The organism is Pseudomonas sp. B21-036, assembly GCF_024748925.1.
Classification (GTDB): domain Bacteria; phylum Pseudomonadota; class Gammaproteobacteria; order Pseudomonadales; family Pseudomonadaceae; genus Aquipseudomonas; species Aquipseudomonas palmensis.
On record NZ_CP087178.1, the window covers coordinates 2,639,916 to 2,653,299 of the forward strand.

The 13,384-nt window shown below is 65.8% G+C and carries 11 protein-coding genes; 8 read left to right on the forward strand and 3 right to left on the reverse strand.

Features of this window, described 5'->3' with window-relative positions:
* Positions 1 to 86: 86 nt before the first annotated feature.
* Both LOY33_RS11815 and LOY33_RS11820 read right to left on the reverse strand, forming a co-directional pair.
* The gene (locus tag LOY33_RS11815) at positions 87 to 1,130 is read right to left on the reverse strand and encodes a polyamine ABC transporter substrate-binding protein (protein ID WP_043861222.1); all 1,044 of its coding nucleotides are present in this window, start codon (positions 1,128 to 1,130) and stop codon (positions 87 to 89) included.
* Between the two features lie 215 nt (positions 1,131 to 1,345).
* Positions 1,346 to 2,737: an aldehyde dehydrogenase family protein gene (locus tag LOY33_RS11820; RefSeq protein ID WP_258662696.1), complete on the reverse strand. Its 1,392-nt coding sequence runs from the start codon at positions 2,735 to 2,737 to the stop codon at positions 1,346 to 1,348.
* Positions 2,738 to 2,843: 106 nt separating this feature from the next.
* Here LOY33_RS11820 and ptrR point away from each other — a divergent pair, with 106 nt between their 5' ends.
* From ptrR to LOY33_RS11850, 6 genes are all read left to right on the forward strand, one after another.
* Entirely contained in the window at positions 2,844 to 3,716 is an 873-nt protein-coding gene (ptrR, locus tag LOY33_RS11825; RefSeq protein WP_043861265.1) for a putrescine utilization regulator PtrR, read from the forward strand.
* Positions 3,717 to 3,834: 118 nt separating this feature from the next.
* The gene (locus LOY33_RS11830) at positions 3,835 to 4,581 is read left to right on the forward strand and encodes a hypothetical protein (RefSeq protein ID WP_043861224.1); all 747 of its coding nucleotides are present in this window, start codon (positions 3,835 to 3,837) and stop codon (positions 4,579 to 4,581) included.
* A gap of 87 nt (positions 4,582 to 4,668) precedes the next feature.
* Positions 4,669 to 4,884 (forward strand): PLD nuclease N-terminal domain-containing protein, encoded by a 216-nt coding sequence (locus LOY33_RS11835; RefSeq protein ID WP_043861225.1) that lies wholly within the window; start codon positions 4,669 to 4,671, stop codon positions 4,882 to 4,884.
* A 130-nt stretch (positions 4,885 to 5,014) separates the two neighbouring features.
* Positions 5,015 to 6,958, forward strand: coding sequence for a LodA/GoxA family CTQ-dependent oxidase (locus LOY33_RS11840; protein WP_258662699.1), 1,944 nt, complete (start codon positions 5,015 to 5,017; stop codon positions 6,956 to 6,958).
* 5 nt (positions 6,959 to 6,963) lie between these two features.
* Positions 6,964 to 8,022 (forward strand): NAD(P)/FAD-dependent oxidoreductase, encoded by a 1,059-nt coding sequence (locus LOY33_RS11845; RefSeq protein WP_229590264.1) that lies wholly within the window; start codon positions 6,964 to 6,966, stop codon positions 8,020 to 8,022.
* A gap of 86 nt (positions 8,023 to 8,108) precedes the next feature.
* The gene (locus LOY33_RS11850; protein ID WP_043861228.1) at positions 8,109 to 8,933 is read left to right on the forward strand and encodes an ABC transporter ATP-binding protein; all 825 of its coding nucleotides are present in this window, start codon (positions 8,109 to 8,111) and stop codon (positions 8,931 to 8,933) included.
* On the opposite strand, the gene LOY33_RS11855 is transcribed toward LOY33_RS11850, so the two are convergent.
* Positions 8,901 to 9,716 (reverse strand): IclR family transcriptional regulator, encoded by an 816-nt coding sequence (locus tag LOY33_RS11855; protein ID WP_058540522.1) that lies wholly within the window; start codon positions 9,714 to 9,716, stop codon positions 8,901 to 8,903. The two genes, LOY33_RS11850 and LOY33_RS11855, sit on opposite strands and share 33 nt — an antisense overlap.
* A gap of 200 nt (positions 9,717 to 9,916) precedes the next feature.
* On the opposite strand from LOY33_RS11855, the gene LOY33_RS11860 reads away from it, so the two are divergent.
* Complete coding sequence (locus LOY33_RS11860) at positions 9,917 to 12,007, forward strand: TonB-dependent receptor (protein ID WP_258662701.1); 2,091 nt, start codon at positions 9,917 to 9,919, stop codon at positions 12,005 to 12,007.
* Between the two features lie 64 nt (positions 12,008 to 12,071).
* A complete protein-coding gene (locus tag LOY33_RS11865) occupies positions 12,072 to 13,382 on the forward strand; it encodes an NtaA/DmoA family FMN-dependent monooxygenase (RefSeq protein WP_123753055.1) in 1,311 nt (436 codons plus the stop codon).
* Positions 13,383 to 13,384 lie beyond the last annotated feature (2 nt).

The following is a 13,384-nucleotide window of genomic DNA, read 5'->3' on the forward strand; positions in this document are numbered from 1 at the left end:
GGACTGGACATGGCTGCGGGGAGGGCCCTGGACAGGAGAATAGAACCTGTGCGCTGATCATCCATGAGGCGCACAGGGAGGGGAAATCAGGACTTGCTAGCCCAGGCGTTGAACTTCTGTTCAAGCGTTTCTGCGTTCTCGAGCCAGAACTCGACGTTTACCCGCAGTGCATTCTTCTGGTTCTCTGCCGCGGTGGGCAGGTCGTCAGCCAGCGACTTGTCGAGCATTTCGGCGGCCTTGGTGTTGGACGGGCCGTAGGCCATCTGCTCGGTGTAGAGCTTCTGCTGCTCAGGCTGCATGGCGAACTTGATGAAGTCGTAGGCCTTGTCCAGGTTCTTGGTGCCGCGCGGGATGGCCCACTCGTCGAACTGGTACAGGTTCTGGTTCCAGACGATCTTCAGGTTGCTGCCGCTCTGCTGTGCAGCGTGGATGCGGCCGTTGTACGAGGACGCCATCACCACATCGCCAGCCACCAGGTACTGCGGCGGCTGTGCACCGGCTTCCCACCACTGAATGTACGGCTTGATCTCGTCCAGTTTCTTGAAGGCGCGGTCCACACCTTCTTTGGTGCTGAGCAGCTTGTAGACTTCGGCAGGCGGCACGCCGTCGGCCATCAGGGCGAATTCCAGCGAGCCACGGGCAGACTTGCGCAGGCTGCGCTTGCCCGGGAATTTCTTCACGTCCCAGAAGTCGGCCCAGCCGGTAGGGGCGACCTTCAGTTTGTCGGCGTTGTAGGCCAGCACGTTGGACCACACGAAGATACCGACGCCACAGCCGTCGTCACTCTTGGTGCCTTCGATCCAGTCGCCCGGCGTGCCGAGGCGTTCGTAGTCGAGTTTTTCGAACAGACCTTCTTCACAGCCACGGGCTCGGTCGGTGTCTTCGGTATCGAGCACGTCCCAGGTCACGGTCTTGGTGTCGTTCATGGCGATGAGCTTGGAGATTTCACCGTTCCACTCGCCAGCGATCACCTGGGTCTTGGTCTTTTCTTCGTAGGGCTTGTAGAACGCGGTGACCTGCGCGGCCTTGCTCGCGCCACCATAGGAGATCACCGTGAGCTTGTCGGCAAAGGCACTGTTGGCCAGCATCAGGCCACCGAGCACGGTGAGGGTGAAGAGTTTTTTCGACATTCGAACGCTCCAATCAAGACTGTTATTTCGAGTTATGTTTGGCAGTTGCAAGCGGGCGCAAAATAGATGAAAGGTGCTGATTTTTATAGTGGCAAGGTGCCTGCTGTGTTTGAGAGTGAGTTGAGGCTAATGGATAAGCGCTGCCATGGGTATCTATTAAACGCAGGATAAGCCTATTTTTTTATCCTGCGCTTTATAGGAAGGTGCTTCGTACTTTAGTGGCGATCAAACCATACGGTCTGCGCGTTGCAGAACTCGCGAACGCCGAAGTGCGAGAGTTCGCGGCCAAAGCCGCTCTTCTTCACCCCACCGAAGGTCACGCGCGGATCACTGGCGCTGTAGCCGTTGATGAACACGCCGCCGCACTCCAGTTCGTCGGCCAGTTGTCGGGCCAGTGCCGCATCCCGGGTGTACACGGTCGAGGTCAGGCCGAATTCGCTGTCGTTGGCCAGCTGCAGGGCGTGGCGCGCATCCCGGGCAGTGATGATCGAGGCCACCGGGCCGAACAGCTCCTGGCGGAACGAGGTCATCTGGTCGGTGACGTCGGCCAGTACCGTGGGCGCGTAGTAGTTGCCCGGGCCGTCGACCTTGTGCCCGCCCAGCAGCAGCGTGGCGCCTTCGGCCAGGGTGGCCTGGACCTGCTGGTCGAGCTCGTCGCGCAGGTCATGACGCGCCATCGGCCCCAGGTAGGTGTCGGCCAGCAACGGGTCGCCCATCACCAGCGCGCGGGTTTTCTCGACGAACTTGCGGGTGAATGCCTCGACCACGCCGGCTTCGACGATCAGCCGCTTGGCTGCCGCGCACACCTGGCCGGTGTTCTGGTAGCGGCCGATCACGGCAGCCTGTACGGCGGCATCCAGGTCGGCATCGTTCAACACGATGAACGGGTCGGAGCCGCCCAGTTCCAGTACGCATTTTTTCAGCGCGGCACCGGCCTGGGCACCGATGGCGGCACCGGCACGCACGCTGCCGGTAAGGGTCACGGCGACGATGCGCGGGTCCACGATGGCCCTGGATACGCCCTCAGGCGTCACGTTGAGCACCTCGAACACGCCTTCGGGGAATTCGGCCTGCTGGAACGCATCGCGCAGCAGGTAGGCCGAGCCCATCACATTGGGCGCGTGCTTGAGCACGTAGGTGTTGCCGGCGATCAGCGCGGGTACCGCACCGCGCAGCACTTGCCACAGCGGGAAGTTCCACGGCATCACTGCGAGGATCGGGCCCAGTGGGCGGTATTCGATGTGGGCCTTGGCGTCGGGTACCTGGGTCGGCTCGGGGGCCAGCATGGCCGGCCCGTTCTCGGCGTACCACTCGCACAGCTGGGCGCACTTTTCCACTTCGCCGCGGGCCTGGGCCGCAGGCTTGCCCATTTCCAGGGTAATCATCCGCGCCATGGCCTGGGCGTTGTCGCGCAGCACGCCGGCCAGTTTCACCAGCAGGGCCGAGCGGGTGGCCAGCGGGGTACGCCGCCAGCCGGCAAACCCGGCAGCGGCGCGGCCCAGGGCGGCGTCCATCAGTGCGTCGGTTTCATAGGCGTAGTGGCCGATGCGTACACCGGTGGCCGGGTTGATCGAGAGGGCATGGGTGTGGCTGGTTATGTCGGTCATGGCGGGCGTTCCTGTCAGAAGGGAAACAGGGGCCCAGCGTAATGCCGTGCTAATCTTTCGAAAACTGAATAATAAAAACGGTTTCTTTCACGTTTGGAGAATGTTTTTGGACCTGGTACAGCTTGAGATCTTCACCGCCGTGGCCGAGCACGGCAGCATCAGCGCAGCCGCCCAGCACATCCACCGCGTGCCGTCGAACCTGACCACGCGGATCAAGCAGCTGGAAGCCGACCTGGGGGTGGAGCTGTTCATTCGTGAAAAGCTGCGCCTGCGCCTCTCGCCGGCCGGCTGGACCTTCCTGGAGTACGCCAAGCGCATCCTGGCCTTGGTGCAGGAGGCCCGCCTGACCGTGGCGGGAGAGGAACCCCAGGGGGCGTTCTCGCTGGGCTCGCTGGAAAGTACCGCAGCGGTGCGCATCCCCGCGTTGCTGGCGGCCTACAACCAGCAGTACGCCAAGGTCGAGCTGGACCTCTCCACCGGGCCGTCGGGCACCATGATCGAAGGCGTGCTGTCGGGACGCCTGGCGGCGGCCTTCGTCGACGGCCCGGTGCTGCACCCCTCGCTGGAGGGCGTGCCGGTGTTCGAGGAGGAGATGGTCATCATCGCGCCGCTCAACCATGCGCCGATCCATCGTGGCCAGGACGTCAACGGGCAGAGCATCTATGCGTTCCGGGCCAACTGTTCGTACCGCCATCATTTCGAGCGCTGGTTCACCCAGGATGCCGCCGTGCCGGGCAAGATCTTCGAACTGGAGAGCTACCACGGCATGCTCGCCTGCGTGAGCGCAGGGGCGGGGCTGGCGCTGATGCCACGCAGCATGCTCGAGAGCATGCCGGGGTGCGCCACGGTCAGCGTGTGGCCGATGTCGCAACGTTTTCGCTACCTGCGCACCTGGCTGGTATGGCGCAGCGGCACGGTATCGCGCAGCCTGGCGATGTTCGTGAAACTGCTGGAGGAGCGGGGCGCGGTGCTCCAATAGTGCGGCGTGGCGCCACTGCGGTCTGGCGGTTATCGCACTTTTTGCGTTTTTTCGGCTCTATTCATCGCCAGGACGCGTCGATCCCCGACGCGGCCCGTGAACCCAGACCCCGGTGCCGATGGTTTATCCGCTTTGCGTTCCACCCCAGCGCGTGCTGCGCCGGCTGTTGCTGGCGGGCACGCTGATGGCCTGCGCCGCTGGCTGTACCCAGCAGCAGGGGCGCGATATCGCCACCCAGCTGGGCAACGGCCGGCCCCAGGAACTGTTCCAGACCAGCGTCGATCGCATGGCCACGCTGTCGATGCAGGACAACCTGCAGAGCCTGTACCTGTTGATGAGCAAGCTGTACCTGCGCAACCCCAACCAGTGGCGCGAATCGGGCTTTCTCGATGCTGCCAGTGCCGAGCGGCAGATCCGCCAGGCCATCGAGCAGCGCCAGGCCTTGCCGCAGCTGGGCGAGCGCCGCGACCTGGCGGCACTGAGCTATGCCCTGAGCCCGGAGTTCAGGGGTGACCGCGTTGGCGCGTTCATCTACGCCATCGGCAGCATGCTGGTGACCGCCCATGGCGGGCGTACCGAATTCTTCATCACCGACACCATCGACCCGCAGTTCGTCAGCAACGCAGCGCGCAACATCGAGAAGGCCACCTGGCTGCTGAGCCAGCGCCAGGATGCCAATGGCGTGCTGTTGCTGTTCTCCAACGAAATCTCCGAGGCGGGCAGCAACCTGAGCTTTGCCGTGGAGTTCGGCAAGATCGTCGCGCGCCTGGACCTGCTGACCCAGATGCTCGACGAGCGCTACCGGCGCATCGGCCTGAACTATGCGCAGAGCCTGTTGCTGATGAACTTTCTGCCGGTGCAGTGAGGTGTCTGCCTGGCGCCTTTGGGCGCAGATTCACTGAACCATCGCGGCGTCGCCTGACCTAACGCAATACCATTCGGGAGATGACGCATGCAAAACAACGGTTATATCTGGATCACATTGGCGGTAATCCTGGCCCTGGTGGAACTGTGGGCCATCAAGAGCATCATCGGCAGCAAGAGCAAGGCCGACCGCAAGATGTTGTGGATCGTGCTGGTGGTGTTCGTGCCGCTGGTCGGCCTGATCGTGTGGGGCGTGGCGGGGCCCAAGGCGATCAACAACAACGCGGCCTCTCGCAACGGCTGACTCAACGGCGCAAATTGAGCTTCGGGTTGCTGGCTGACATGGCCATTTGACACCCCTCCATTCGCCATCTAGCGTTGAGCGCGAAATTGCGCATTCGCGCAGACCCCACTGGCAAGGAGGCTAGACGGCCATGATCAGCCCGGCATCGATCAAATCCATTCGTGTGCACCCAGGGCTCGGCGTTGCCCGTGTCGGCAACGCCGATGGCGATGAGGAGTACGTACTCGCCGCGCAAGTGCCAGGGGCACTGGCCAGCAGCGCCGACGGGCAATTTCGCGATGCCAGGGGCCAGGTGCGGCGCCAGGCCGTGCGCTTTCGCCTCTATGCCGAACTGCACGACGGCACCGTACAGGAACTGAGCCTGGACGACGGCGTGCAGATCGAATGGACCGTGGAAGTCGCCAACCTCAAGGCCGGCTGGTACGCCTTCGAAAATGCCATGGACCTGCCCGGCCAGTACGCCATCGCCGAAAAACGACGCAACCCGCACGTGACCGGCGCGCAGCGCCAGGCCCTGGACATCCGCCCCGGCCCCAGGACCATCAGCGGCCGCCGCCAGCAAGGCAAGCCCTTCAATTTCGACACCGGCACCTTCCACGGCAAACCCGTGTACCTGGGCGAACTGCGCACCGACGAGGCCGGGCGCCTGATCGCTCTCGGCGGGCACGGCCACAGCGCACCGCGGGTGGACAAGACTCCACCGACAACCTTCGCCAACAACGACGACTGGCACGACGACGTGTCGGACGGCCCGGTGTACGCACGGGTGACGTTCAACAACGGCCAGCGCCTGGATGCCGAGCCCGGCTACCTGGTGGTGACGCCCCCCAACTACGCGCCAGGGCTATTCGGCGTGGTCACCATGGAAGAGGTGGTGCGTGACCTGTTCGTGCGCCAGGGTCAGCTGCCGGCCGAACCGGGCTGTTCGTTCACCCGCGATATCTGGCCGATCTTCGAGCGCATGACCCACATGCAGTGGACCAACCAGGGCCTGTTCATGCTCAGCGGCCACGGTTCGCCACTCGATACCCAGAACCCCGACGTGGTGGCGCGGCTGGCCGACCCCGGTGAGGCCAGTGCGGACTTTCGGCGCAAGGTCTTCGCGCTGTTTCGCGACCCCGCCAGCACCGCCGAGTTCGCACCGGCGCTGTTGCCCCTGTACGGCGACTATTACGGCGACTATGACCTCGACCCCCAGCCGCCATCCGCGGTCGGGCTCGCGGTCACCCCGCTGATGTACCAGGCCTTGAGCCAGTGGGCGCAAGGCGAATTCGTCGCCGACTGGCAGGGCGCGCCGGTGCCGGCAGACTTCGACACGCTCGAACCGCGCGCCCAGGCCCAGGCGCTGGACCGCGCCGGCCTGCATGAATGCCTGGGCGGCCCGTTCCACCCGGGCATCGAACTGACCTGGTTCATGCGTGTGCCCAGCGTGTGGCGCAGCCCTTATCGCCTGGCGGTACTGCCCCAGGGGCAGGCGGTGCGCCAGGATTTCGGGGACGAACTCACGCCACAGGTGTGCCTGGCACCCCAGGGCCCGCTGGACGGCGTGGGCCCGGGTTCGCTGACCCGCGCGCTGGGCGTGCCGTGGCAGACCGACGAGGCCTCGTGCCTGTCGGATGCCGAGTACGAGCCCAGTACCTACCTGTCGTTCCCCAGCTACTGGGGGGCCCGCGTGCCCAACCAGGTACTGAGCAGCGAGGCGTGGGAGCGTGTGGGCGCAAGACGTACCACGCCAGCGCAGCAGCTCAAGCATTTTTCCTACCGCGAGGACTGGCTGCGCGACCTGAAGGGCAGCTACTTCACACGCATCAACCTGATGGTGAGCCACTGGTGGGAGTTGGGCATTCTGCTGGCCCATGACGCCACCCCCGAGGCGACCGCACTGGGGTTGCCGGCGCGGGCCTGGATCGAAAGCGGGCGGCCCGAGCGGGTCACCGGCTCCAATGCCAAGCTCGACCTGCTGGCGGTGATCGAGGCCCTGGATTCGCCGCCACCGTTGCTGGGCGAGACCGAACTGGAGCCGCCCAGGCAGAAGGTACCGCCACGTCGTCGGCTGCGCAGGGACGAGATTTGAACCCCGTGCACGACGTGCTGGTGGTGGGCGCCGGGCCGGCCGGCACGGCGCTGGCCATCCGCCTGGCGCAGGCCGGGTTGCAGGTGGGGCTGGTGGAGCGTGAACCCGAGGCTGCGCTGCGCCCCGGCGAGTGCCTGTCCCCCGAGGCGTTGCCTGCACTTGCCGCACTGGGGCACGCCGACCTGCTCGACGACAGCACCGTGGCGCGACGCTGCTGCGGCGTGCAGTCGATCTGGCTGACCAGCGAGCCGGTATTTCGCGACTACTTCTGCGAGCGCGCCGCCCATGGCGCGTTCCTGGAACGACGGGTGTTTGACGCCCGGCTGCGGGAAAGGGCGGCGGCGCTTGGGATCACCCGTGAAGACGACGTGCGGGTGACCCATGCCGATTTTGCCGACGACAGCATTACCCTGGGCGGTCGGCGAGGTGAACACCCCTGGCGCGGGCAGGCACGTTTCGTGGTGGATGCCACCGGCAAGGCCAGTTGCATCGCCCGGCTCGGCGGGGCACGACGCCAGCGCCTGAGTCGTCAGGTGGCCGTCGCGGCGCGCCTGCCCCGAGGTGGCTCGGAACTGGCCGACACCGAGTGGCTGCTGATCGAGGCGGATGCCCAGGGCTGGTGGTCCGGGGCCACCACCGCCAGCGGCCAGCGCCACCTGGTGCGCTTCTTTCCCGGCGGTGACGGTCAGCGCACCGCGCCGCAGTTGGCCGAGCAACTGCAGCGCACGCGCCTGATGCAGCGCTATGCAGGTGCCGACGAACTGGCCGCAGCGCAGGTTCAGGTGCTGGATGCCGGCTGCAGTGCACTGCAGCGCTGTGCATCGGCGCACTGGCTGGCGGTGGGCGAGGCGGCCATCGCCTTCGACCCGGTGTCGTCCCAGGGGCTGACCCACGCCCTGGGTGCCACCGACCTGGCTGCCCGCGCCATCCTGGCCAGGTTGCAGCAGGGCCGTCTGGACCTGCTGCACCAGTACGACCGGCACACCCGTATCACCCTGGGGCATTCGCTCAAGGGCCTGGCGCGGCACTACGCGCAGTGCCAGCCGTTGATGGCGGCGGGCTGAGGGCAGGGCGCCGGCGTTCCGGATTGCGGAATAAATTCCTCATCTGCAATACTGGCGCCGAATCCCTTCACTGGAACACCCTCTCCATGACGTATCGCCTGCAGGCTGACGCCGTGACGCTTCGCTACGACCAGCGCACGATCTCCACGGACCTTTCGGTGGCTATCACCGAAGGGTCCTTTACCGTCATCGTCGGCCCCAATGCCTGTGGCAAATCCACCTTGCTGCGGGCCTTGTCGCGCCTGCTGGTGCCTTCGAGCGGCACGGTGCTGCTCGATCAGGTCGATATTCACACGCTCGCGGCCAAGGACGTGGCCCGGCGGCTCGGCCTGCTGCCCCAGAGCGCGGTTGCGCCCGACGGCATCACCGTGGCCGACCTGGTGGCCCGCGGGCGCTACCCGCACCAGTCGTTCCTGCGCCAATGGTCGCAGGCCGACGAACAGGCCGTGACCGCGGCCATGCAGGCGGCGCAGGTCAGCGAGCTGTCCGAGCGCCTGCTGCAGGAGTTGTCCGGCGGCCAGCGCCAGCGGGTATGGATCGCCATGGTGCTGGCGCAGCAGACGCCGGTACTGCTGCTCGACGAGCCCACCACCTACCTCGATATCGCGCACCAGATCGAACTGCTGGAACTGCTGGCCGAGCTCAATCGCCAGGGCCGCACCATCGTTGCGGTGCTGCATGACCTCAACCAGGCGTGCCGCTATGCCTCGCACCTGATTGCCATGAAGGCCGGCGCCATCGTCGCCCAGGGCGACCCGGCGCGCATCTTCACCGAGGCCCTGGTGCAGGAGGTGTTCGGCGTGGCCTCGATGATCATCGCCGACCCGGTCAGCGGCACGCCGCTGCTGGTGCCCTTGTCGCGCGAGCGGGCGGTGGTGTCAGGCGCCTTGCCACGGCAGGCCGCCGGTTGACTGGTTGACCCGGCTGGCCGCCCGGAACAGCGCATCGCGGTCTTCGGGCGTCTTGAGCTGACCCAGGTCGGTCACCGTGGTCACCACACACACGATCTCGCCCTGGGCGTCGAACACCGGCGCGGCCTGCCCGGTGACATTCGACAGCAGGTGGCTGGTCTTCTCGGCCCAGCGGCTGCTGCGCACCTCGTCCAGCACAGCCTTGGCCGGCGCCGTGCCGCGAAAGTGCGCCGGTTGCAGCTTGCGCGCCGCATCGATGGTGGCCTTGGGCAGGAAGGCCTGGAACACCAGCCCGCAGGCGGTGTTGTCGATGGGCAGCACGTCGCCCAGGGCCAGCGGGTTGATCGAGAAGAACGCGCTGCGGTACCAGCGCACCAGCGTCGGGCCACGGTCGGTCCAGATCGCCACGCCGCCGCTGGCCGCATGCTGGTGGGCCAGCGCCTTCATGTGCTGGGCTGCGATCTCCACTGCATCCACCCGCTTGAGCGCACCGATACCGATGCTCAGCGCCGCCGGGCCCAGGTCGTACAGGCTGCTGGCCGGGTCCTGCCTGGCCAGGCCCTCCTTGACCAGACTCTGCAGATAGCGGTGCGCGGTGGACGCGCCGGTCTGGGTGCGCCGCGCCACTTCCCCCAGGGCCAGTTCGTGCTCGGCGCTGGCCAGTACGTTGAGAAAGCGGGCGGCGATGGCGACGGACTGAATGGTGCCCGAACGTTTTTCGCCCGGCGCGTGCGGGGCGTCATCCGCAGCTGGAATGGTTTTTTTCAACGGGCCTCTCCTCATCGCCGGCTGGCGGCTGTTCCTCATCAGGCATCAAGTGTGCGCCGCTTGTGCGCGGCGTCGGTGCGCATGATACCGACTTTTCCGAGCGCTGGCCGGGCCCCTGGATTTACCACATTGCAGAATGAATTCTCTATTGAGGAATGAAGTGGCCACATGATACCTTTCGCACAAACGATTATGATTATCATTTGGAGCGTATCTTGAAGGCCTATTCACCCCTTGAACTCACCTGCGGTTTCAGCGTGCTGACCCTGGCGACCGTGCTCGGCATGGCGCCTGCGATGGCCGATGATGCCGTTGCTGCCCCGGGCAAAGGCGCAGTCACCTTCGAACCGATCATGATCACCGGGGAAAAGCTCGAGCGTGACCTGAAGAACACCGCCTCCTCGGTGTCGGTCAAGACTGCCCGCGACATCGAGCGCCAGAACACCGGCAACGCCAGCGTGCATGAAGTGCTCAATGACGTGCCCAACGTGATCTACACCGACTCGGTAGGCGCGCCGATCATCCGCGGCCAGGACACCCAGGGCCCGAACAACGGGCAGAACCAGTTCTGGGGCGGCACCGTGCCACGGGCCACCATCAACCTGGACGGCCACTACCTGAACTACAACGAGATGTTCTTCGGCGCCACCTCGGTGTGGGACGTGGACAGCATCGAGGTGTTCCGCGGCCCGCAGACCACCTCGCAAGGCGCCAACGCCATCGCCGGCGCGATCATCGTCAACACCAAGGACCCGACCTTCACCCCCGAGGCCGCCTACCAGGCCGAGATCGGCAACTACAACGCCAAGCGCACCTCCATCGCGCTGTCCGGGCCGCTGATGGGTACCGACCTGGCCGGGCGCCTGGCGGTGGACTACTCGGCGCGCGATACCTTCATCGACTACACCAACCCCAACTTCCAGAAGGGCAAGACCGACCACGACTTCAGCGCGCTCACCACCCGCGCCAAGCTGCTATGGCTGCCCACCGACATCCAGGGGCTGGAGGCCAAGTTCACCTTCTCGCACAACGAGAGCAACCGCCCCACCCAGGAAGCCGCTTCGGCGCCGTACCACAAGCTCGATCACACCACCACGACCATGCCCAGCTGGGAGCAGAGCACCAACACCAGCGTGCTGGACGTGAGCTACGACTTCGACAACGGCCTCAAGTTGATCAACCAGGCGCAGTATTCGTTGTCCAGCGTGCAGCGCTACACCGGCATCCCGGGGCAGGGCGACGCCGACATCAAGCAGAAGAACCTGTCCAACGAAACCCGCCTGGTGTTCGGTGACCAGCTCAGCGTGCTCAGCGGCGCCACCGGCCTCTACGTGGCGCGCACCAGGACCGACGAAACCCTCAACCTGGCCGGGCTGTCGGCGTTCGACGACACCAAGGAAAACCTCGGCCTCTTCGGCGAGCTGAACTACCGCCTGAGCGACCTGTGGACCCTGAGCACGGGCCTGCGCTTCCAGCAGGACCGTATCGAGCGCGACGGCAACTCGGTGCTGGCGCCCACTGCGCTGGACTACCAGAAGACCTTCACCGCCGTGCTGCCCAAGGTATCGCTGGCCTACGCCGCGACCCCGGACTGGACCGTGGGCGCGATGGTCAGCCGCGGCTACAACCCGGGCGGTGTCTCGCTCAACCTGTCGACGCGCCAGTGGCAGTACTTCAAGGAAGAGTCGGTGTGGAACTACGAGCTGTTCACCCGCGCCAGCCTGCTCGATGACCGCCTGCGCCTGAGCGGCAACCTGTTCTACATGGACATGAAGGATTCGCAGTACAACATTCCGGTGGTGATCTCCACCGGGATCAGCCAGTCCTACACCATCAATGCCGAGAAGGCTCACGCCTACGGCATGGAACTGAGCGCCGACTACCAGCTGCTCGACAGCCTGACCCTCAAGGCCAGCGCCGGCACCCTGCGCACGCGCATCGACCGCATCACCAGCAACGACAGCTACCAGGCCAACGAGTTTGCCAAGTCGCCCGGCTACACCCTGAGCTTCGGGCCCAGTTGGGACGTGACCGACAAGCTCAACCTGTCGGCCCAGGTGCGGCATATCGACGGCTACTACTCCGACACGGCCAACAACTCGTCCTATTCGGTCGACTCCTACACCCTGACCGATGCCCGCGCCAGCTACCAGTTCACCCCGGCGGTGGAACTGTACGGCTACGTCAAGAACGTGTTCGACGACCGCTCGGCCACCTACCTGCAGCAGAACCGCGGCATTGGCGGCACCGAGGCGAGCATGACCACGCCACGCATGTTCGGCGTGGGCGTCAAGGGCTCGTTCTGAATCAACCCACTGTCAACGGCGGCCCTGGGGCCGCCGTACTCGATCACTTGCACCCGGAGCTTTGATGACCTCGCCCAAGCGACTCCATATCGGCCTTTCACTGGCCCCCACCTGGCTCAGCGGCGACGCCTGGCGGCGCGCCGACAGCAACGTCGAGGGCCTGTTCACCAGTGCCTTCGCCATCGATCTGGCGCAGCGCGCCGAAGCCGCGCACCTGGACTTCGTGTTCCGCCCCGACGTCAGTTGCCTGCCGGTGGAAATGCTCGAAAGCGGCCCTGGCTTCACCAGCCTCGACCCCACCATCCTGCTGGCCGCCGTGGCCCAGCAGACCTCGCACATCGGCCTGGTGTCGACGGTGTCGACCACCTTCTATCCGCCGTATGTGGTGGCGCGCCAGCTGCAATCGCTGAACTGGATCAGCAACGGGCGCGTGGGCTGGAACATCGTCACCGCCTTGCAGGGGCACGAGAACTTCGGCCTTGAGCAGATGCCCGACGCCGACGAGCGCTATGCGCGGGCGGCCGAGTTCACCGAGCTGGTGCACCAGCTGTGGGGCAGCTTCCCGTTCGAGGCGCTGACCATCGACCGTGCCAATGGCTGCTATGCCGACACCACCCAGGTGCGCCCGGTCAACCATGAGGGCACCTACCTCAAGGTCAAGGGCCCGCTGAACCTGCCAGCCTTCCCCGGCACGCGCATTCCGCTGATCCAGGCCGGTGCCTCGGAGTCGGGGCGGGATTTCGCCGCCTCGGTGGCCGACCTGGTGTTCGCACCCACGCCCGACAAGGAAGCGGCGCTTGAACTGCGCCGTGACCTGGGCCGGCGCGCCGAACGCCACGGCCGCTCGGCGCAGGCGATCCGCCTGCTGCCGGGCCTGAGCCTGTACCTGGCCGACACCCGCGAGCAGGCCCGGGCGGTGTTCATGCAAACCCACGGGCGCATGAACCGCGCGCGCAAGCTGGCCTCGATCAAGGAAATGACCGGGCTGGACCTGGCCGACTGGCCCCTCGACCGCCCGGTGACCCGCGCCGACCTGCCGGTGGTTGCGCCGGACGCCTCCAGTCGTACCCACAGCAGCCTGCTGCGCCGGCTGATCGAGCGCGAGTCGCTGAGCATCGACCAACTGCTGCTGCGCCCCGAGGTGATCTCGGCGGCGCACTGGCAGGTGGTCGGCACCGTCGACGATGCCTTCGAGCAGATCGCGGACTGGGCTGCCAGTGGCGCCATCGACGGCTTCATAGCCGCGCCCGGTGGCTCGGTCGAGTCGCTGAACCTGTTTCTCGACCAGTTGATGCCACGCCTGGTGCAGGCCGGCCTGTTCCGCAAGGGCTACAGCGGCTCGACCTTCGCCCACCACCTTGACGAGCAGGACTAGAC